13 protein-coding genes and 1 pseudogene are annotated in these 21,792 nt (G+C 63.6%); all 14 read left to right on the top strand.

All coding sequences use genetic code 11. The features are described 5' to 3' along the window. Nucleotides 1-107 precede the first annotated feature (107 nt). A pseudogene (gene tssH, locus ACQGNJ_RS12585) lies at nucleotides 108-2,775 on the top strand (type VI secretion system ATPase TssH); the annotation flags it as partial. Between the two features lie 225 nt (nucleotides 2,776-3,000). Next, a complete protein-coding gene (locus tag ACQGNJ_RS12580; protein ID WP_426689584.1) occupies nucleotides 3,001-4,296 on the top strand; it encodes a hypothetical protein in 1,296 nt (431 codons plus the stop codon). Nucleotides 4,297-4,387: 91 nt separating this feature from the next. Continuing rightward, entirely contained in the window at nucleotides 4,388-5,497 is a 1,110-nt protein-coding gene (locus ACQGNJ_RS12575) for a PI-PLC domain-containing protein (protein WP_426689583.1), read from the top strand. A gap of 82 nt (nucleotides 5,498-5,579) precedes the next feature. After that, on the top strand, nucleotides 5,580-6,593 hold the full coding sequence (locus ACQGNJ_RS12570) for a hypothetical protein (RefSeq protein ID WP_426689582.1): 1,014 nt from the start codon (nucleotides 5,580-5,582) through the stop codon (nucleotides 6,591-6,593). Nucleotides 6,594-6,713: 120 nt separating this feature from the next. Further along, nucleotides 6,714-7,001: a PAAR domain-containing protein gene (locus tag ACQGNJ_RS12565; RefSeq protein WP_426689581.1), complete on the top strand. Its 288-nt coding sequence runs from the start codon at nucleotides 6,714-6,716 to the stop codon at nucleotides 6,999-7,001. A gap of 200 nt (nucleotides 7,002-7,201) precedes the next feature. Next, a complete protein-coding gene (locus ACQGNJ_RS12560) occupies nucleotides 7,202-8,497 on the top strand; it encodes a class I SAM-dependent methyltransferase (RefSeq protein WP_426689635.1) in 1,296 nt (431 codons plus the stop codon). A gap of 151 nt (nucleotides 8,498-8,648) precedes the next feature. Then, nucleotides 8,649-10,625, top strand: a complete 1,977-nt coding sequence (locus tag ACQGNJ_RS12555) for a type VI secretion system Vgr family protein (protein ID WP_426689580.1) — start codon at nucleotides 8,649-8,651, stop codon at nucleotides 10,623-10,625. A 16-nt stretch (nucleotides 10,626-10,641) separates the two neighbouring features. After that, nucleotides 10,642-11,181, top strand: coding sequence for a DUF6931 family protein (locus tag ACQGNJ_RS12550; protein WP_426689579.1), 540 nt, complete (start codon nucleotides 10,642-10,644; stop codon nucleotides 11,179-11,181). A gap of 480 nt (nucleotides 11,182-11,661) precedes the next feature. Further along, nucleotides 11,662-13,032 carry a type VI secretion system-associated FHA domain protein TagH gene (gene tagH / locus ACQGNJ_RS12545; protein ID WP_426689634.1) on the top strand — a complete coding sequence of 457 codons (1,371 nt, stop codon included), beginning with the start codon at nucleotides 11,662-11,664 and terminating at the stop codon, nucleotides 13,030-13,032. A 127-nt stretch (nucleotides 13,033-13,159) separates the two neighbouring features. Beyond that, nucleotides 13,160-14,497, top strand: coding sequence for a type VI secretion system baseplate subunit TssK (gene tssK / locus ACQGNJ_RS12540; RefSeq protein WP_426689578.1), 1,338 nt, complete (start codon nucleotides 13,160-13,162; stop codon nucleotides 14,495-14,497). A gap of 37 nt (nucleotides 14,498-14,534) precedes the next feature. Next, nucleotides 14,535-15,866 (top strand): type IVB secretion system protein IcmH/DotU, encoded by a 1,332-nt coding sequence (gene icmH / locus ACQGNJ_RS12535; RefSeq protein WP_426689633.1) that lies wholly within the window; start codon nucleotides 14,535-14,537, stop codon nucleotides 15,864-15,866. A 5-nt stretch (nucleotides 15,867-15,871) separates the two neighbouring features. Continuing rightward, the gene (gene tssM, locus ACQGNJ_RS12530) at nucleotides 15,872-19,405 is read left to right on the top strand and encodes a type VI secretion system membrane subunit TssM (protein ID WP_426689577.1); all 3,534 of its coding nucleotides are present in this window, start codon (nucleotides 15,872-15,874) and stop codon (nucleotides 19,403-19,405) included. A gap of 4 nt (nucleotides 19,406-19,409) precedes the next feature. Next, nucleotides 19,410-21,065, top strand: a complete 1,656-nt coding sequence (gene tagF, locus ACQGNJ_RS12525) for a type VI secretion system-associated protein TagF (RefSeq protein WP_426689576.1) — start codon at nucleotides 19,410-19,412, stop codon at nucleotides 21,063-21,065. Next, entirely contained in the window at nucleotides 21,062-21,781 is a 720-nt protein-coding gene (locus ACQGNJ_RS12520) for a PP2C family protein-serine/threonine phosphatase (RefSeq protein ID WP_426689632.1), read from the top strand. The genes tagF and ACQGNJ_RS12520 overlap by 4 nt, the downstream gene beginning before the upstream one ends. The last annotated feature ends 11 nt before the right edge of the window (nucleotides 21,782-21,792 follow it).

Raw genomic sequence — 21,792 nt, 5'->3', positions numbered from 1 at the left:
TTTTGCGATGGCGGTCGGAAAACACCATCGCTGTTGCCGCCAAGGGTTGAAAGTTCGACATCACAACAAGACAGCAGAACGACAATCACTGCAAAGGAACGATGATCATGGCCGAAATCAGTCGCGGCGCTTTGTTCGGAAAGCTCAACAAGCTGGCTTTCCGCGGCATCGAAAGCGCCACCGTGTTCTGCAAGTTGCGCGGCAATCCGTATGTGGAACTCGTGCACTGGATACACCAGATCCTGCAATTGCAGGACTCGGACCTGCATCGCATCGTCAAGCAGTTCAATCTGAATCCCTCGAACCTGGTGCGTGACATCACCGATGCGCTGGATCGGCTGCCGCGCGGGTCATCATCCATTTCCGATCTCTCCAGCAATGTCGAAGAGGCGGTGGAGCGCGGTTGGGTGTTTGCCACCCTGATGTTCGGTGAGGCCCAGGTGCGCACCGGTTACCTTGTTGTCGGTTGCATGCGAACGCGCAATCTGCGCAATGCCCTGATCAATATCTCGGCCGAATTCGACAAGATCAAGCCCGAGGCGCTGGTCGAGAAATTTGCCGAAGTGGTCGCTGGCTCTCCCGAAGACGGTCAAAGTGCCAACGACGGTTTCAGGATGGGCGGCGGCGCCACGCCGGGCGAGGCCAGCGGTGCGATGTCGCCCGCGCAGATGGGCAAGCAGGAAGCGCTGGCCCAATTCACCATCGACCTCACCGAGCAGGCGCGCAGCGGCAAGATGGACCCGATCGTCGGTCGCGACGACGAGATCCGCCAACTGGTCGACATCCTCATGCGCCGCCGGCAGAACAACCCGATGCTGGTCGGCGAGGCGGGCGTGGGCAAGACCGCCGTGATCGAAGGCTTCGCCATGCGCATCGCCATCGGCGACGTGCCGCCGCCGCTGAAGGACGTGCAGCTGCGCGTACTGGACGTGGGCCTGCTGCAGGCCGGCGCCAGCATGAAGGGCGAATTCGAGAATCGCCTCAAGCAGGTGATCGAGGAGGTGCAGTCGTCGACCCGGCCGATCATCCTGTTCATCGACGAGGCGCATACCCTGGTCGGCGCCGGCGGCGCGGCCGGTACCGGCGATGCGGCAAACCTGCTCAAGCCCGCCCTCGCGCGCGGCAACCTGCGCACCATCGGCGCCACCACCTGGGCCGAATACAAGAAGCACATCGAGAAGGATCCGGCGCTGACCCGCCGCTTCCAGACCGTGCAGATCGACGAACCCAGCGAGGAGAAGGCGATCCTGATGATGCGCGGCGTCGCCAGCGTGATGGAGAAGCACCACAAGGTGCAGATCCTCGACGAAGCACTGGAAGCCGCCGTGAAGCTCTCACACCGCTACATTCCGGCGCGCCAGCTGCCGGACAAGTCGGTCAGTCTGCTCGACACCGCCTGCGCCCGTGTGGCAATCAGCCAGCACGCGGTGCCGGCCGAAGTGGACGACACGCGCAAGCGCATCCAGGCACTGGAAACCGAGTTGGGCATCATCGGTCGCGAGAAGAACGTCGGCGTCGAAGTAAGCGCACGCGAGGAAGCCGCCAACGAGAAGCTGACGACCCAGAAGGCCAGGCTGGCGACACTGGAAGCGAACTGGGTTGCCGAGAAGGAGCTGGTCGATAATATTCTCGATATCCGTTCGAAATTGCGCGGTTCGACCGCGCCAGTTGAGGGCACCGGCAGTGCGCTGGAGGAATCGGCGAACCAGCAAGCCGAGGCCACGGGCACGCCGCCGGCGGGCGAAGCGGCTCTGGACGGCGCCGAGCGTGCGGCGGCGCTGGAGGAACTGAAAGGCCTGCAAACCCGACTTGCCGAGCTGCAGGGTGAAACGCCGCTCATTCTCGCCTCGGTCGACTACCAGGCCGTCGGCTCGGTGGTGTCCGACTGGACCGGTATTCCGGTCGGGCGCATGGTCAAGAGTGAGCTCGAGACCGTGATGAATCTGGCCAAGCTGATGGGTGCGCGCGTCATCGGCCAGGATCACGCGATGGAGATGATCGCCAAGCGCATCCAGACCTCACGTGCGGGCCTGGTCGATCCGAACAAGCCGATCGGCGTGTTCATGCTTGCCGGTACCTCCGGCGTCGGCAAGACCGAAACCGCGCTGGCCTTGGCCGAGGCGCTGTACGGTGGTGAACAGAACATCATCACCATCAACATGAGCGAGTTCCAGGAAGCGCACACCGTTTCCACCTTGAAAGGTGCGCCTCCTGGCTATGTCGGTTATGGCGAGGGCGGCGTGCTGACCGAGGCGGTGCGACGCAAGCCATATTCAGTCGTGTTGCTGGACGAGGTGGAAAAAGCCCATCCGGACGTCCATGAAATCTTCTTCCAGGTATTTGACAAGGGCGTGATGGAAGACGGCGAGGGCCGCTCGATCGACTTCAAGAATACCCTGATCCTGCTCACCACCAACGCCGGCACCGACATGATCGCCGGCCTGTGCAAGGACCCGGAACTGATGCCCGACCACGAGGGCATGGCCAAGGCCCTGCGCGAGCCGTTGCTGAAGATCTTCCCGCCGGCGCTGCTTGGGCGCCTGGTGACGATCCCGTACTACCCGCTCAGCCCGGAGATGCTGGGCAAGATCGTCAAGCTGCAGATCAACCGCATCAAAAAGCGTGTCGAAGCCCGCTACAAGATCCCGTTCGAATACAGCGAGGATGTGGTGAAGCTGGTGGTCGAACGCTGCACCGAGACCGAATCGGGTGGTCGCATGATCGACGCGATCCTGACCAATTCGATGCTGCCGGATATCTCGCGTGCCTTCCTCACCAAGATGATGGAAGGGGAGCAGATCGCCAAGGTGCAGGTCGGCGTGACGGATGGGGAATTTTCGTACGGGTTTGGCTGATCGGCACGGGGTCGTGGGACTGGTCCATCTGATCTGCCCCTGGAGCGCGCGCGTCGCCCCGTGCTCTCCTTGATGGCTGATCCGTCTTGCCTTCTTTCAATGATCGGTGCGCGTTGCCGTGCCAGGACGAATTTGGAGAACCCTCGTGAGTACGTTTACCGTTTATTGTCACGGAACCGGCTTCAATCGCATCAAGGGCAGTGCCTCCGACGAGCTGGTGGCCTGGTTCCACAACCATAACGACGGCGTCGAGGCACAGCTCGCCGGCGGGGTGGTTACGCGAGGCGACTACATGATCAACGAAGGCCCCGGCCACAGCGGAAATGGCGTGGCGCAGCCGCAGCAGATCAACCCCATGACCGGTTCGGCGAAGCAGAATCTGTCGCTGAAGAAGTGGGTCAGCGGCCCCTCCTTTGCCGATCATGCGCGCGGCAACACGGGTGGGCCGCAGAAGGCTGCGAAGCTGCGCGGCGTAATCAGCGGCCAGGGCTGGGATGAAAACACCCAGCGCACGGTCAACCTGATCCAGGATCTGAAATTCGACAAGGGTCAGCCCATTGACCGGGTCAACATGGTGGGCTGGAGCCGCGGCGCAGTCACCTGCATGCGCATCGCCAACCTGATGTACGAGGTCTTCAGCGACGAAATAAGCTGCAACATCTTTGCGGTCGATCCGGTGGCCGGTGCCGATGCCGGCGAGGAGATGGCCGACACCCAGGTGCTGCAGTCCAACGTCGAGCGCTATGTCGGCATTCTGGCCATGCACGAGATGCGCAGCACCTTCAATCCGCAGGACTGGAGCCGCGTGCGCGCGCCCGCGACCACGGCGATATTTCTGCCAATGCCGGGCGTGCACAACGCGCAGGTCATGGTGAAGACGCCGGCCGACGCGGCCTACATCACGCGCAACCTGGCATGCGGACTGCTGCGCGACTGGGGTACGCCGATCAATGCCACGCCTTATGCCCACCTGGGCACGCCGCAAGACATGTGCATCGCCTATGCGCGGCTGGTGCTTGCGCTGTCCGAGCACAAGTCGTACGAGACCAAGAGCGTGATGGGACGCGTGATGGGCGGTACCACCAGCCTGCGACGACGTGATTTCGCCAAGCACTCGAAGATGGACACCTATACGCGTGGCGGCAAGGAGAGCTACTGGGTCAACGAACACCACCGGGCCTGCTTCGCCGCCGCGTTTCCGGACGTCTACGAATGCATCTTCGAAAGCATGGGTTCCGGCGAGATGGCGCTGACGGCGCGGTCGCGCTTCTCGACGTTTTTCGGCGTGGTCGGCGCCAGCGCGCCACTGCGACACTCATTGGTGCTGAAAGGGTTGCTGGTGGAGGAGTCGCCTAATCAATACATGATCGGCATCGGGGCGGGGCGCTACAGCAACCAGTTGCGCCGGCTCTGGCCTGACCAGTTTCCACTGCATGCATGAACCATCGCGGGCAGGGATGTCCTGCGGTAGCTGACCGTCGACGGAGAGGTCCCGGTCCACCTGTTTCATCCATACCGAAGGACGTTCAACCATGGCGATCGAGTACCACCCGCTCGGCGGACAGAAGAAGGTCAATGAAATCGTGATGGCCGGCAGTCACGACGCCGCCATCACCTCGGGCGGCATCCGCGCGCGTACCCAGAGCAAGTCGATCTATCAGCAGGCCAAGTGCGGCGTGCGCATTTTCGACGTCCGCATTTCGGGACAGCGGACTGGCCACGGCGGCGCCAAGCTTTCCGCGTTCCATGGCAAGAACACGCCGGAGATGAAGTCGAAGTCGGTGGGCGGGGTCACCCGGAACATCGAAGTCACCCGCATGGTCCTGGGCGACTGGGGCATGGACCTGGACGATATCCTCGACGGCGCCAAGCGATTCGTCGACAAATACCAGGATGAATTCCTGATACTCAAGTTCGACAAGTCGGCCAATTACGAGCTGATCCTGGAAGCCTGCCAGATCAAGCTGCGCAACCGGATCTACAAGAAGACCGGCAACCTTGCCAACCACACGCTCGACGAGATGGCCGGCCAGGTGGTCTGCGCCTTCATGCCCGACGGGTTTGCCGCGCTGAGCCATGCGGGCGCGACGATCGCCGACGGGGCTGCGCAGATCGTCAGCCTGTACCCCCATGGCCAGGTACCTGACACGATCAACGGATTGCTCTACTACGGCAAGGGGGGGACGTCCATCGCCCAGCCTTCGAAGTACGCCTTGAATGCACCGGTCAAGGGCAAGTTCCTCGAGAACATCGACAAGCAGCGCCGGATTCTCGGCGATGCGAACACCGAGCACTACTCGCGCGACGTGTTGCGCATGATGTACTGGACCCAGACCGGCATGGTGCGAAGCATCAAGGGTCGCGACAAGAAGGCGTGGACCACCGGATCAAAGCAGCGCCTGAAAGCACTATGGGCCGAGGGTGGCTACAACTACCTCAGCAACAGCGTGCCCGAGGCGTTTGCGATGGACTCGCATGCCACCAATTTCCAGATCTACATGCCGAATTTCATCATGGTCGATTTTGCGGACGAACATAAGGGTCAGACGATCCATGACCTGAATTTGCTGACCCGGGCGGAAATCATTCAGCTCAACGGCGGCATCGACCGTCCCGGTAATACTGTCAGCTTCGATGTCTAGGTCGACCTGGATGCCGTACTGGTGGGTGCGTCGAATATCGCCCGGTGCGGACTGAAGCCAAAACGTAGCGGGGGAGCGGTACATGCCATCCAAGCCACTAAGCATGGGCGAGTTCAGGGCCATGGGCGAGTTGGCGCGTGCGCGCCAGCAGCTCGTGGTCAACATGTTCAACGGCACCGAGCTCAAGTTCGGTACCAAGAGCAAGTTGTCCGCGGCCAAGGACTTGCTGTCCAACGGCAAGAAAATCGCTTCGACCGCGAAGAAGGCCGCCAAGGGTGGCAAGGCGGCCAGCACCATCGCCGACGTACCGGGGATGAAGGACGCTGTCCAGGACTTCATTGTCCAGTGCGCGGATGTCGACAATATCCACGAGGTTATCGCGGCGATCACCGGTGAAGTGCTGGCGAATCTCGTGCATGAGATCACTCCGATCCTTGGCGTGGTGACCAGCAGCGTGAAGCTGGTCAAGGCAGGCAAGGCCGTGGCCGAGGACGGCTATCACCTGTACAGGAGCGACGACTACCGGCAGGGCTTCCGGATGGGCGACCCCAGTGCAGCGGCCGAAGCGATCCAGGTGATCATCAAGCGCGATCTGGCGAAGCACTCGGTACAGTTGGGGCAGCAGACGCTCGCCACCGGTGCCAAGATCGGTGGTCTCTTCGCGGATTTCGGCACCGCCACCACGGCCGGTATCGGCATTGCGAACTCGCTGGCAAGTCTTGGCCTTACCCTCTATGGGTTGGGACTGGACATCAAGGACATGCGTGCCGGCAACAAGCGTCTGATCGCGCCCAGCACGCTCGATCTCAGTGTGTTCAAGGAGTGTCCGATTCTCGGTTGCTATCTGCTGACCTGTGCTGATACGTCGGCAGTGGCCAACATGTTCATTGCCGACATCGGCTTGCCGGGATGGATGGACAAGGTCGAGTTGATGAAGAAGAAGCAGATGGATCCGATGCTGAAGATCGCCAACAAGAACATCATGGGTTCCCGTCTGCAACTGGAAGGGTTGACCAGCGACAGGGGTACCCACGCAAAACAGGGGTTTTTCGCCGGGATCAAGAGCAAGGCGCTAAAGCAGATAGGCCTCAGTTGATCAGGCCGGCGACGATTCCCGATGTAAGTTGCATGGTCGTACCGCGGCTTCCAAGCAGCAGGCGAAAGGTCGCCGGGACAGGCGCATAATTCATCCGTCATTGAGGGAGAGGGGAAGCTTATGCCTCCAGCAGCGCGACTTACCGATATGCATGTCTGCCCGATGGTGACGGGTGTCGTTCCGCATGTGGGTGGCCCCATTTCCGGTCCGGGTGCCCCGACTGTCCTGATAGGCGGCCTTCCAGCCGCTCGCGTAGGGGACATGGCCGTCTGCGTCGGGCCGCCGGATGTGATTGCGCTGGGCTCATTCAAGGTTTTGATTGCCAACATGCCGGCAGCACGCATGGGCGACATGACGGCGCATGGGGGAAGCATCATGCTGGGCTGCCCCACAGTGATCATCAGCTGAGTGGTGGACAGCATGCCGCAGTGGCAGGGAGCAGGCGGCCAGCGCTGGCATGGCCCCGGCACAGCGACGGGCGAATCACGCGCCATTTCGCGGTACGCATCGGCTGCCTGCGGTCGGGCGAGGTGGCTGTGAGCCGGTCTTCAATGCCGCAAGGCGGGGACAAGCGCCGCAGCGACGCAGTTGCGCGCCGCGTGGTGTCGATGGTCCGCCAGGCTGTCGAATCGCATCGGGCCGGCCGGCTGGATGAAGCGGAGACGGGTTATCGGCAAGCCATGCAGCTTCAGGCCGGGCAGCCCGACGCCCTGCATTTCCTTGGCGTGCTGTGTCACCAGCGGGGGCGCAGCGACGAAGGCATCCGGCTGGTCAGGATGGCCTTGCGCGCAGTGCCGCATCATGCCGAAGCCCACAACAACCTGGGCAATATCCACAAGGAATCCGGGCACCTCGCCGAGGCGGAGGCCTGCTATCGGCAGGCCCTCGACTGCGTCCCCGATCATCTTGACGCGTTGAGCAACCTTGCCATCGTGCTGGAGGCACAACAGCGGCCGCAGGAGGCGCTGGGCGTCTACCAGCGACTGGTGGAACGTGCGCCACACCTTGGGCGGGCGCATTACCTGATGGGCCTGTTCAGACGCGCTCACCTGCAAACGCTTGGTGATCTCGAGCACGCCGTGGCCTGTTTCCGGAATGCCTGTCGCTGTGACGTCAGCGATGTGCGCGCACTGAAGGAGCTGGGCATCTCGTTGTACATGCTGGACCGGCGTGAAGAGGCGATTGATGTCTACCGCAGCTGGCTGGTGCGCGAACCGGACAACCCGATTCCACGCCACATGCTGGCGTCCTGTGGCGGCGAAGTCGCTCCAGCTCGGGCGGATGACGCCTACGTACGTCAGGTCTTTGACAGCTTTGCCGACAGTTTCGACGAGCAACTGCTGCACAGCCTCGACTATCGTGCGCCGCAAGTGCTGATTGCTTCGATGGCGGCCCTGCTGGCTCCTCCGGAGGGCGCTCTGGATGTGCTCGATGCCGGCTGCGGCACCGGACTGTGCGGGCCGCTTATACGGCCCTACGCACGCCACCTGCATGGGGTCGACCTGTCCGGCAAGATGGTGGACAAGGCGCGTGCCCGCGGCGGCTATGATGCGCTGGACGTGGCCGAACTGACTGCGTTCCTGCGCGACCGTCCGGCGCGCTGGGACGTGGTGCTGTCGGCCGACACGCTGGTCTACTTCGGGGACCTGCGCGAAGTCCTGGCGGCCGCCCATGCGGCGCTCAGGTCAGGCGGCATGCTGGCATTCACGCTGGAGGCGCTGGACAGTGACGAGGATCTTGCCGAACTCAGCCCCAGTGGGCGCTACCAGCACAGCCAGCGGCACGTGCAGCGAGGGTTGCGCGAGGCCGGGTTTGCCGACGTGATGATCGTATCCGAGTCATTGCGCAAGGAAATGGGCCATGCGGTGGCTGGCTGGGTGGTGCTGGCCCGCCGTGCGGCTTGAAAATGCAATCGGATTGCCACGACGCGGGCGGAAGGAGCGGTGACGGCGGGAGCTTCGCCTCTCCCCGGCCTGACGGGAATATGATAAACATTGGGGATTCGCAAGTACGCAATCGCGGGCTCGCTGGGGGAGACTGGAAATGACGAATCGGATGACACTGAAGTCAGACCTCGGTGACAAGTTGCTGCCCGCCAGCCTGTCTGGTGGCGAACAGTTGGGGCGGCTGTTTTCCTACCAGCTGAAGCTGGTCAGCAAGGACAGCCAGGTGAAGCTGCTTTCCCTGCTGGGCAGCTCGATGACCGTCACTTTCGAGTCGGACGGTTACAAGCGCTACTTCAACGGCATGGTCTCGGAGATTTCCCAGACCGGGTTCGAGAGCTTCAGGGAAGAACGCCTTGCCGAATACGCGGTGACCCTGGTGCCGAAGGCATGGCTGCTGATGCACAAGGTCGATTGCCGGATCTACCTCAAGCAGTCGGTACCCGACATCGTCAAGGCTGTGCTGGCCGAAGTCGGCTACGGCGACGTGAAACTGAGCCTGAGCGGCAACTATCCGGCCCGGGATTACTGCGTGCAGTATCGCGAGGACTACTTCAACTTCATCAGTCGGCTGATGGAGCAGGAGGGCATCTACTATTTCTTCCAGCACACCGATGGCGTGCACACCATGGTGCTGGCGGACTCCCTCGGGGCACACGCCACCACGAGCGGATACGCACAGCTGCCGTATCGGCCACAGGCCGGCGGGAGTCGCGCCGCACTGGAAGTCTCGATCACGGATTTTTCGTCGGCGCGATCGGTGCAGACGACCAAGTATTCGCTGACCGATTACGACCCGATGAAGCCGAAAACCTCGTTGCTCGGGGACGACACCATCAGCAATGCCGATGACAACCACTCCGTCAACGGACTGGAGTCGTTCGACTTTCCCGGTGATCACGAGACCAGCGACGCGGGCAAGCACTACGCCCAGGTGCGTCTTGAAGCGATCAATGTCGCGCAATCGCTGTGCTCCGGTTCCACCAATGCGCCGGGATTGCTGACGGGTGCGTTGTTCAAGCTCACCAAGTTTCCGCGCGACGAATTGAACCAGGAATACCTCGTCACCGGGTCGACCGTGCACATCGAGAACGCCGCGAGAACGTCCGGCGGAGCGGATGGCGAGCTGTTCTTCTGCAACTTCTCGGTGATCCAGAGCCGCCAGCCGTTCCGCACGATGCCGACGGCGATCAAACCGACGGTGGTCGGTCTGCAGACCGCCGTGGTGTCGGGCAGCGACACAGCCGAGGACATCTCGGTGGACAAGTACGGCCGCATCCAGGTGACCTTCCACTGGAACAAGTCGGACAAGAAGAACGCCCACATTTCCTGCCCGGTCAGGGTGGCATCGTCGTGGGCCGGCAAGAGCTGGGGCGCCGTGCACATTCCCCGCGTCGGCCAGGAAGTGGTTATCAGCTTCCTCGAAGGCGATCCTGATCGCCCGCTCGTCATTGGCAGCGTCTACAACGCCGACAATCTGCCACCGTACACGCTGCCGGACAACAAGACCCAGAGCGGCATCAAGAGCCGCAGTCACGAAGGTGGCGGCGCGGACGACTTCAACGAGATCCGCTTCGAGGACAAGAAGGGCAGCGAGGAGTTGTTCCTGCACGCGCAGAAGGACATGCGCGAAGAGGTGGAGAACGATCATTTCGTCCAGATCGACCATGATGAAAAGATCACGATCAAGAACGACCAGACCGAGGACATCACCGGCAATCGCACGGCGACGGTGGGCAAGGACGACAAGCTGGACGTCAAGCAGAACGGCACCACCACGATCGGCCAGAAGTTCAAGCTCGATGCGGGCACGGAGATCGAGCTGGTCACGGGTGCTTCGAGCATCGTCATGAAAAGCGACGGCTCGATCACGATCAAGGGCGTCAACATCACGATCGACGGCAGCATGAAGATCGCTGCCAAGGCTGGCGTCAACATGGATCTCGGCGCCGGTGTGTCGCTGAAGGCCCATTCCGACGCGCAGGTCGAAGTGGCTGGCGGCGCCATGACGACGGTCAAGGGCCCCATGCTGATGCTCAAGGCCGACGCGATGGCGCAGTTGTCCGGCGGCATCATCATGATTGGCTAGGTTGGAGAGCACGTCGATGTCATCAGTCATGCAAGCATCCATCCAGATGGAGTTGTCCGAGCCGGCCAGTGCGCTGCTCACCCCCGACATGACCGCACAGGCCGCCGTGCAGGCGCTGGTGGCGGCCGGGCAGGTGCAGGATGCGTTGAAACTGCTGGCGCGGATGCTGCCCAAACGCTACGCCGTGGCCTGGCTGTGCCAATGCGCACGCGACCAGGTGCTTGACCCAGAGGACAGGGCAGGCGCCTCACTGGCCGAGAAGTGGGTGCGTGAACCGAATGAAAGCAACCGACGCGCCGCATTCGAATTTGCCAACGCAGGCGGCTACAAGTCAGCCGGTGCATGGGTGGCTGCCGCTGCCGGCTGGTCCGGTGGCAGCCTGGCCCCTGCCACGCAGGAGACTCCGGTGCCGCCAGCGGATCACCTGACCGCCTGTGCCGTCGTGGCAGCAATCAACATGCTGGCTGCCCTTGTGATCGAGAAGTTCGAAAGCCGTCGCGCCGCCTTTATCGATCCAGCCCTGAATTTGCTCAATGGAGTTGCCGGAGCGAACTGACTCTCCGGGCGACTGGTCCACTGCCGCCGGGCACATGCCACCGGCCACCGGGCTATCGCGGCATGAGCTGTCTGGCGGCAGGATTCTGGTCCCGTTGACGTCGGCTTGGCCTACCTTGCTCGTCCAGACGTTGGGCGATACGATGGCCGGCGAAAGATTTGTCGCGACCTGTCGGCTGTCAGGAACAGCCGCAAGTCAGGCCCCGCTGCTCAGACAGGCTCGGTTCCGGTTGTTTCGGGCGGCCCGGCGAGGCGCGAAGTGGGGCAGGGTTGGGTGGAGTGATGACGGGAGGAGCAGGATGCTCGATGGTGAATTTGGAAGTGTTTGCACTCAACCTGAGCGTGATTCCGCTTCACGTCTTTGCCGTGACCTGCTGCCGGTGTTCCGCAGGGCTCGAAATCTGATTCATTGCACGAACCGTGATGATTCATTTGTCGCTGCCGTGCTGGTCTGACCGTTGCTGGGGAAATACGCGTGCCGATGTCGCAGAGCCTGATTCTCGCAGTCGCTGGCCGTCAGGCTGCCCAGTTCGGCAGCCGAAGCAGCAGGACATTTGAAGGCGCTGGCGGCAGCATCGGACGTTCCGAAGATTGCGATTGGGTGCTCAGCGCGTCCGGGGTATCGCGTGTCCACGCGATGATTCGCTATCTCAACGGCATGTACTTCATCGAGGATCGCAGCACCAACGGCATGCTGCTCAATGATGCGCCGCTGATCAAGGGCGATCCTTCCGCGTTGAAGGACGGTGATCGACTGCTGATCGACACCTTCGAGGTTGAAGTTCGCCTGCAGGATGCCGCCAGTTCCACGGTGCGGCCCGACCTGCCGGCATCGGCTCCGGCCCCCGGCCTGCCGGCGGCAGCGCTCGACCCGCTGGATTTCGGGTTGCTCGATGCCGCACCGCTGGCGCCGGCATATCCGGCTGCGATGGGCGGGATTCCGCTCGACGCCGACCTGATTCCCGGGGCCATCGCGCCTGGCTCGGGCGGTGAGCTCGATCCACTGAGCTTTCTTGGATCCTCGGCCGATGCCTCCGGGCTGCTGTCCGGCGCCACAACGGGGAACGCCAGCTCCAGCTGGAACCACTCCTCCAGCGCCGAAGATTTCTTCCATCCGCCGATGACGACCGAGCAGCGCCAGTCGAGTGCAAATGCGTTGCCGGAGAATTGGGACCTGACCTTGGGCGACTTCTCGTCGCCACCCAGCCCGTCGCCGGCGCCGGTCATCCCGCCACCTGTTGCTGCCGTTGCTGCCGCGCCGCCCGTCCATGTACCGCCACCGGCGGCTCCTGTGCATGTCTCTCCCGCCACAACGGCTGCTGCGGCTTTGCCGCCGGATTTGGACCAGATCTTTCGGGTCGTCGTCGATGGCGTGATGGACGTGCTGCGAGCCCGCGCCGAAATCAAGAACACGTTCCGACTGCCGGTCACCATCATCCAGCGCTCCGAGAACAATCCGCTGAAGTTCGCACCGAATCCGGAGGAAGCGCTGGCCAAGATCATGGCGCCGTCGAACGGCGCCTTCATGTCGGGAACGCTGGCATTCGAGGATGCGTTCGACGATATCCGTTGCCACCAGATGGCGATGCTCGCTGGCGTGCGCGCAGCGTTCGAATCGCTGCTCGTGCATTTCAATCCGGATCGGTTCGAGCAGGAAGCCGACGGCGGCAAGCGCTCGGCCTTCGCCGGCAAGGGCAAGTATTGGGACAAGTACCGCGAGAATTTCGACGGGTTGTCGCGTGATCCGGATGAATGCTTCAGGCGCTTGTTCGGCGACGAGTTTGCGCGGGCCTACGAAGAACAGTTGTCACGCCTGAAATCGGCGCGGAGAATGCAAAAGTCACATCACTAGCGACGCCGGGGGGCATCACAGGTCGCGAATCTGAAAGACGGATCCAGGGGGCGTGCTGGCAGCTGAGGGCCGGCACCGGAAGACCCGGCCATGCTGTCGGGGGGAACTCACAGGGCAGGTGCGACGCATGACGGATATGAACAAGGTCGTCTGGAGCGAGGGACTATTTCTTCGACCCCAGCATCTGCAGCAGCAGGAGCGTTATCTCGAGCGCTTTGTCGAGCTGCGGGCGGGAGGCCTGCGACCTTACACTTGGGGCTTCTCGGAACTGGAGCTGGAAACCGACCTGCTGGCGATCGGCAAGCTCGGAATCAAGCGCGCCCGGGGTGTATTCCCCGACGGCACGCCGTTCTGCATGCCGTCGGACGATCCGTTGCCGCTGGCGCTGGAAGTGGATGGCAACTGGCGCGACCAGACGGTATTCCTGACCTTGCCGCTGCGTTCACCGGCACAACCGGACAGCGGACGCCCGGAAGCGCCTGCCGAAAAGCTGTTCCGTTTTCGCGTGCGCGAGACCGAGGTGCGGGATGCGTCGGGCAGCGTGGATGGCGTGACCGCGCTGGAAGTGGGCGGCCTCAACAGTCGCCTGTTGCCGCAGTCACAGCCGCTGGAAGGCCTGGCGCAGATTCCGCTGGCACGGATCGTGGAATGCCGATCCGATCGCCGGGTGATTCTTGAGGAAGCCTTCATGCCGACGGCGCTCAGTTGTCATGCTGCGCCAAGGCTCACCACGTTCCTTACCGAGTTGCTCGGTCTGCTGCACCAGCGCGGCGAGGCGCTGGCCAGTCGCGTCGCGGTGACCGACCGCGGTGGCGCCGCCGAGATTGCCGACTTCCTGCTGCTGCAGGTGGTCAACCGCTATCAGCCGCTGATCGCGCACCTGGCCGCCGCACCGATCCTGCATCCGGAAGATTTCTATCGGGTACTGGCCGGGATGGCTGGCGAGCTGTGCACATTCACCGCAGCGGGCAAGCGGCCGCCGGCGTTTCCGCCGTACCGTCACGAGGCGCTGTACGAAAGCTTCGAGCCATTGATCCTTGCCTTGCGCAGCAGCCTGAGCGCGGTGATGGAGCAGACCGCCATTCCGATCCCGCTGCAGCAGCGCAAGTTCGGCGTATGGGTGGCTGTGGTGCCCGACCTCAGCCTGATCGACAGCGCCGCGTTCGTGCTGGCGGCGAAGGCCGACCTGAAGTCCGAGGATCTGCGCCGGCAGCTTCCGGCGCAATCGAAGATCGGGCCGGTCGAGAAGATTCGCGACCTGGTGAACCTGCAGCTTCCCGGCATTCCCGTGACGCCGATGCCGGTGGCGCCGCGGCAGATCCCCTACAACTCCGGCTACCTGTATTTCGAATTCGACAAGAATTCGCCGATGTGGCGGGCCTTGAAGACATCTGGCGGCATAGCCTTCCACTTCGGTGGCGAGTTCGCCGGTCTCGACCTGCAACTGTGGGCGATCAGAGGTTGAGCGCATGAACAGCAACGGTCCCTTTGACGACGATCCCATGCGTGACGCGACGGTAGTGCGTCCGCGCGGAGCGCCGCCTGCCCCGGCTCCGGCGGTGCCACCGGCGGCAGCCCCCGTGGCCACGCCTGCACCAGCTCCGCGTGGTCAGGCAGCGCGGGCAGACACGGTAGCTCCGGCGGCCATCAGCGACTTCCTTGGCGGTGGCCTCAACGCGCTCGTCCAGGCGGCCAGTCCGCTGTTGCTGCTGGCCGTGCAGCTTCGCAACAGCGTGTCACAGCCCGATGCCACCCATCTGCGTGAGCAGGTGATCGCCCAGGTGCGGCAGTTCGAGGCCAACGCGCAGGCTGCGGGCATTGCCGCGCAGACCATCACCGCCGCGCGCTACGTGTTGTGCTCGACGCTGGACGAGTCGGTGATGAATACCCCGTGGGGTCAGCAAAGTGGCTGGGCAGCGAAGACGCTGCTGGTGGTGTTTCATGGCGAATCCTATGGTGGCGAGAAATTCTTCATCATCCTCGATCGGTTGTGCGCCGACTTCGCGCGGCACCTTGACCTGATCGAACTGATGTACATCTGCCTGACGCTGGGTTTTGGCGGCCGCTACCAGATCGAGGCCGATGGCCGCGCCAAGCTGGCCGACATCCAGGAAGAACTGTATCGCCGGATCAAGGCCCAGCGCCCGCCTGCGGCGGAGGAACTGGCGCCGCACTGGAAGGGCATCGAGGACCGGCGCAATCCGCTGATTCGCCACGTACCGCTGTGGGTGATCGTGGCCGCCGGCGCCTGCCTGCTGCTGGGCGCCTTCCTCTACTTCTTCACCCGGCTGAACGAATTGTCCTCACCAGTCAGTGCACAAGTGGCGCAGATCGGTCTGAAGACGGCGGTGCCGCCTGACGACGTGCAGCGCCGCCAGGCGCAACCCAAGGTCGAGCGCAAGAGCCTGAAGCAGTTGCTTGCGCCGCAGGAGCAGGCCGGTGCACTGACGGTGGATGAGAAGCCGGACGGTTCGGCGCTGGTGCGTCTCAACGCTGCCGCGATGTTCGCATCGGGCGGAACCGAGGTGGCCGAGAAGCAGGTTCCGATGCTGCATGCGATCACCGCGGCGCTCAATCAGGTTCCCGGACGGGTCGTGGTGGTCGGCCACACCGATGACCAGCCGGTGCATTCGTTGCGTTTCAAGGACAACTACGCGTTGTCGGCGGAGCGGGCGCGTTCGGTGTTGCAGATCCTCGGCGAGGGGATCGACAACAGCGGACGACTGGAATCCAGTGGCGCCGGTTCGTCGCAGCCGATTGCACTGCCGGTCGACTTGCCGGCCAACCGCGCACGCAACAGGCGCGTTGAAATTCTCTATAGCCCGGAGGACTGAACATCGTGGGCAAGCTTCTCGGGTTGTTCAAATCGCGCCTGTTCATCACCCTCGTCGGCTTGCTGCTGCTGTCGTTGCTGATCTGGTTCGGCGGTCCCTATCTCGGCTTCGGCGAATCGCAACCACTGGCCAGCCCGGTGGTGCGCCTGCTGGTGATCGTCGTGATCGTGGTGATCTGGGCCGTGTGGCTGCAGTTGCAGCAGATGCGCGTTCGCGGCAAGGCCAGGCAGATGGCCAGCGACCTGAGCGATCAGGGCGCCGCCCCGACGGGTGGCGAACGCGGCGAACGATCTGCGAACGAGCGAGCGCAGTTGCAGAACCGCTTCCAGGAAGCGGTGGAGACTCTGCGCAAGAATCGTAGTGGCGGGACCAATCTCTACGCCTTGCCATGGTACGTGGTGATCGGGCCGCCCGGCTCGGGCAAGAGCACGTTGCTGCAGAACTCCGGTCTCAACTTTCCGCTGTCCAACAAGTTCGGCAAGGAGGCCATTCGCGGCGTCGGCGGCACCCGCAATTGCGACTGGTGGTTCACCGACGAGGCCGTGTTCCTCGACACCGCCGGTCGCTACACGACACAGGATTCCGACCGCGGCGCGGATGCCTCGGCCTGGGCCGAGTTCCTGAACCTGCTGCGCAAGTATCGCAAGCGGCGGCCGATCAACGGCGTGATCGTCGCGATGAGCCTCTCCGACCTGCTGACGCTCGATACGAACGAGCGCCAGCAGCATATCCAGGCGGTGCGCCAGCGACTGGATGAACTGGCCAAGCACCTGCGCATCGGCGTGCCGGCCTATCTGGTGTTCACCAAGTGTGACCTGGTCGCCGGCTTCACCGAGTTCTTCGACGACCTCAACCCGGAGCTGCGCAGCCAGGTCTGGGGCATGTCGTTTCCGGTCGACAAGACCATGGACGGCAGCGCGGCGAAGCAGTTCCTTGAAGAATTCAACCTGCTGCTGGATCGGCTCAATACGCGCATCCTCGACCGCCTGCACGGCGAGCGCGACCGTACACGGCGGGCGGCCATCCTCTCGTTTCCGCAGCAACTCGGCGCCTTGCGTGACATCACGCGGCAGTTCGTTGAAGGCGTGTTCACCGGTCACCAGTACGACGCACCGTTGCTGCTGCGCGGAGCCTATTTCACCTCCGGTACCCAGGAAGGCACACCGATCGACCGCATGATGGGCGCGGTCGCGCGTACCTTCGGGCTGGACGCCTCGCGCCTGCACGTGCCGGGCGCCCAGAGTCGCACCTTCTTTGTCGAACGCCTGCTGCGCGATGTGCTGTTCAAGGAGTCCGGTTTCGCCGGTACCAATCCCAAGTTGGAGCGCCAGAAAATCCTGATCCAGGCAGCGTCCTACATCGGCGTGCTGCTGGCGTGTGCCTTGCTGGTTTTCGGACTGGCCAGCAGTTATCGACGCAATGGCGCCTATCTGGGCGAGGTGCAGGCGGCATTGCAGAAGTATCCGGCGCAGAGTGACGTGTCACTGGCGCCGAACCAGCAGGCCTACTTCGCGATGGTGCTGGAGCGGCTGGAGTCGCTGTCGAGTGCGGTGGACATAGCCGAGCAGCACAAGGGCGATGTCCCCTTGTCGATGCGCTTCGGCCTTTACCAAGGCAATGCGGTAGGCGACGAAGTGCGCGATGCGTATTACCGCGAACTGAATGCCCTGCTGCTGCCGGGCGTGGCGTCGCAGTTTCGTGCTGGCCTGGCCGCGAATGCGGCCGACCCGCAAATGCTCTATTACTACCTCAAGGGCTATCTGATGCTGGGTGAGCCCAAGCATCTGGATCACGACCAGATCGTGGCGCTGGCCGGCATCGAGTGGCGCCGGCTGTTCCCGGCTGATCCGGTTCTGCAGAAGGCCTTGACCAAGCACTTCGACGCGCTGGTCGGACACGAGGGGCGCCTGCGCGCGTTGAGCCTGGATTCGAGCCTGGTGGAGCAGGCGCGCAACACCTTGCGCACGGCCGACCTGGCCACGCTGATCTACGGCAACATCAAGTTGAACGCCGACAGTGGCGCCTATCCACCGCTGCGGCTGGACAAGGAACTGGGTCTGCTGGGCAACGTCTATCGGCGCAAGAGCGGCACGCCGCTGGCGGAACCGCTGCCGGCATTGTTCACCCAGCCGGTGTTCAAGGATGAGGTCGACAAGGGGATCGATCAGGCGGTCACTCAATTCGCCGCCGACGATTGGGTCTTCGGCGCGAACAAGATCGATTCTTTGCAGAAGGCGCGCCTTGCGCAGCAGGTGCTGGCGCTCTACGAGCAGGACTATATCAAGGCCTGGGATGCCATCCTGGCGGATCTGGAACTGCAGCCGATCAACAACATCCAGGACGCCAGCACCATCGCGGCCAAGCTTGCCGGTCCGAATTCGCCGATGAAGCTGTTGCTGAAAGTGGTTCGTGACAACACCAACGACCTGATGCGCGCGCCGCCAGCCGATGCCAAGGACAAGGCCGAGGACGTAGCCAAGAAGCTGGCTCAGAACAAGGCCACGCAATCCGCCCTGGCGCGGGCGTTGGCACAGGCGGGGGCAGGCGCGGGAGCGCCCGCCGACGAGGCGGCGGCCAGCAAGCCGGGACAGGTGATCAGCGACCACTTCGAGCAGATCAACAAGCTGAGCGAGGGAGGTCCGGGCGCCGCGCCGATCGACCAGACTCTCAAGGTGCTCGACGATCTCAGCAAGACCCTGCTGACCATGGGCGACTTCAGCTCGGCTGCCGGCCAACCCAATCCGCAGCTGCTGATGGCACAGCAGGCCGCCGGTCAACTTCCCGCACCAGCGTCCGCCTGGTTCGCGGCGCTGACAGGCAAGAGCCAGGCGCTGGTGGCCAGTGGCACCAAGGGTGCGCTGGATGACCAGTACCAGCAGGCGGTGGCGAAGGACTGCGCCGACTATACCCGCGGACGTTATCCGTTCTCGCCCTCCAGCAACAACGACATCCCGCTGCAGAATTTCGGCGAGATGTTCGGCTACGGCGGTCGCTTCGACGCCTTCTACAACCAGACCGTGGGCAAGCTGATCGATGCCAGCGGCCGCAACTGGCAATGGAAGACCGGTCCGGGTGCGGTCAGCGGCTCGGCCGGCATGCTGGCGCAGCTGCAGGGTGCCGATCGGATCAAGCAGATGTTCTTCCGCAACGGCAACATGCCCGAGGTCGACTTCACCCTGCTTGCGCCGGTACTCGACGCGGGGATCGGCAAGCTGGTGATCGAGGTTGATGGCCAGAAATACGAATACCAGTCCGGTGGAGCGACCACCGCCAGCATGAAATGGCCGGGTCCCACGCCGGGTCATGTTGCCATCTCGGCCTATGACACTTCAGGCGGCTTGCTGACCACATTCGACTATCACGGTGACTGGGCGTTCTTCCGGGCGCTGCAGGCGGCGAATCTGCAGAAGCAGTCCGATCTGCGTTTCGTCGCCAGCTTCAACTTCGGCGGTCATGTCGCAAAGGTGACGCTTCAGGCCAACAACTTGAAGAATCCCTTCCTGAGCAACGCGCTGTCCAGTTTCCGGTGCGGGGGCTAGGCGCATGCCGAATCCCGTCGCGGGGTTTTTCGGAAAGCTGCCTTGCGCGGGGGATTTCGTGCAGCGCCGGCTGCCATCGGCTTTTGTCGATGTCTGGGACGGGCATTTCGAAGGGGCGGTGGCGGAAAGCCGCGCCGAACTGGGCGCGGGTTGGCACGATGCCTACCACGCCAGTCCGGTCTGGCGCTTTCTGCTCGCCCCGGGCATATGCGGTGACGCCGCGTGGCTCGGCATCATGGGCCCCGGTGTGGACCGGGTGGGACGCTGCTTCCCCATGGTCATCGCGGCGCCACTTGCAGCGGACATCGCTACCGGTACGCGCGCGCTGACCGAGGCGAAAGCCTGGTTCGACGCCGCCGAACAGGTCCATGCCGCGGCGCAGGCCGACGCCCGCATCAACGTGGAAGTGTTCGACGATCAGGTGGCTGCGCTGGGCGAGCCGCTGGCAACGTCGTCGTCGCAGGCGTCGACTTCGTTGCGGGATGTCGACTGGAGTGTCGCCACTCACTGGCGCCTGCCGCTGCCTGCGGTCTCCTCACCAGCAAATTTTCTGAGCGAATTGTGGGAGCGCCTGACGGCAGGCGCCGGGCCCTGGTGCCTGTGGTGGACCGCCGGCGGCGAGAGGGTGCCGGCATGTGCGCTGGCCACCCGCGGGCTGCCGGCATCCGCCGCCTACGCAGCGTTTCTCGACGCGGGACATGGCCTGGCCGCGTGGCAGTCGCCGCTTGCCTTCGAACGCTCCAGGCCACCCCAGCCGTTGGCCCGGGAGAGTGCCGCCAGCCTGCTCGACGACCTCACCATCCCGACGCTGGTGGCCAGGCCGCCAACGTCCCCGGCCCCGACAGTGGCAACGCCTGCCGCGGCGACGGCATGGCTGCCTGACGATCCGGACTTGCTGTCCGATCTTGTCGCAAGCCCTCAGGTTTCGACCCTCTCTCAACCGGTGGCATCGAACGATCCGGTGGCGATGGGCAAGGAGGTCGACGCGGCGATGGTCGTTGCCGCGAGCGCGGCGGTGGTTGCAAGGACGGACTGCGCCCTGACCGTGGCCTGCGCCGAGGTGGGGGTTGTCGATCCCCGCCAGCGCGCCGTTGCTGAGGTGTCCGGAATCATCCGCACGATGTCGTGCAGCGACCTGATCGGCGGCATGCAGTCGCTGCGCCGGCAACTCCTGATGCTGAACCCGCCATTGCGTCGGGCCAGTGAAGACCTGATCGACCCGGTGCTGGAGGACTGTGCGGTGATTGCCGCCCATGTGTCCGGCGGCCAGGCCAGCTTGCTGCGAATCGGCATGGCGGGTGCCTGGCATTGCCGACACGGCCGCCTGCAGCCTCTCTTCGCGCAGGCAGACGATCCCCTGCCCGGTGGAGCAGGCGACGGTGAGTTTGACGATCTGTTGTTCAGCCGCCCGGAGCCGAGCGCGCCTGGATTGGGTGCCGCGGAGCAACCCCTGTGGGGTGAAGTCCGCTGCGAGCTCCAACCTGGCGATCGGCTGCTGTTGATGGCCGGCCCGCCCTTGTTGCAATTGTCGCCGGACATCCTGGCCAGCGCGCTCGCGCTGCCCTCCGTCGACGAAGCACGCCTGCGCCTGGCCCCAGCGGCTGGACTGGGCCTGGATGCGGCCCGGTGGCCGCTGACGATCATCGAGACGGGCGCATGATGACTCGCTATGTTTCAGCAGGACGCACGGTTACCGGGAAGGTGCGCAAGCACAATGAGGACGCGATCCTCGTGCGTGACGAAGTTGGCCTGTGGATCGTCGCCGACGGATTGGGTGGCCATTCGGCCGGCGACTACGCCAGCACGATGATTGTCGAGCGTCTGGCCGCCTTGCCGCGCACGGGTAGCGCGCTGGACTTCATCGAGACGATCGAAGACACCCTTTCGCAGATCAATGCCGACCTGCTGCACACGGCAGCGGCGCGCGGCGTCGACCTGATCGGCTCCACCGTGGTGGTGCTGGTGCACGACAGCGACTTCATGCTCTGCGGCTGGGTCGGTGACAGCCGGATCTACTGCTTCGAAGAGGGGCAGTTGCGGCAGGTCACCCGTGACCACGTGCATGGGGGTGACGACGATGTCACTCACTTCGGCGCGCCCGCGGCGCCGAGCCAGGCCGGCTCCGGTGTGCTCACGCGCGCGGTGGGGGCCGAGGAAAATCTTTTCGTCGACTGGGTCGTCGCCGGCAATCGGCCCGGCATGGCCTTCGTGCTTTGCTCCGACGGCATCAACAAGGAAATGTCCGATGCCGAACTCGACGACGAATGCCGTCGCCATCCCGAGCCGCAGGATCTCGTGGCCAGCCTGTTCGACCTGGCCCTGAGCCGCGCCGGCCGGGACAATATCTCTGCGGTTGTCGTACGCATCCAAGAATGAAGACAAGCCAC

The sequence above is a fragment of the Rhodanobacter ginsengiterrae genome, assembly GCF_050026815.1.
In the GTDB taxonomy this organism is placed as follows: Bacteria; Pseudomonadota; Gammaproteobacteria; order Xanthomonadales; family Rhodanobacteraceae; genus Rhodanobacter; species Rhodanobacter ginsengiterrae.
The sequence above is the reverse complement of the archived record's forward strand: the minus strand, read 5'-3'. Positions and strand labels throughout refer to the sequence as shown.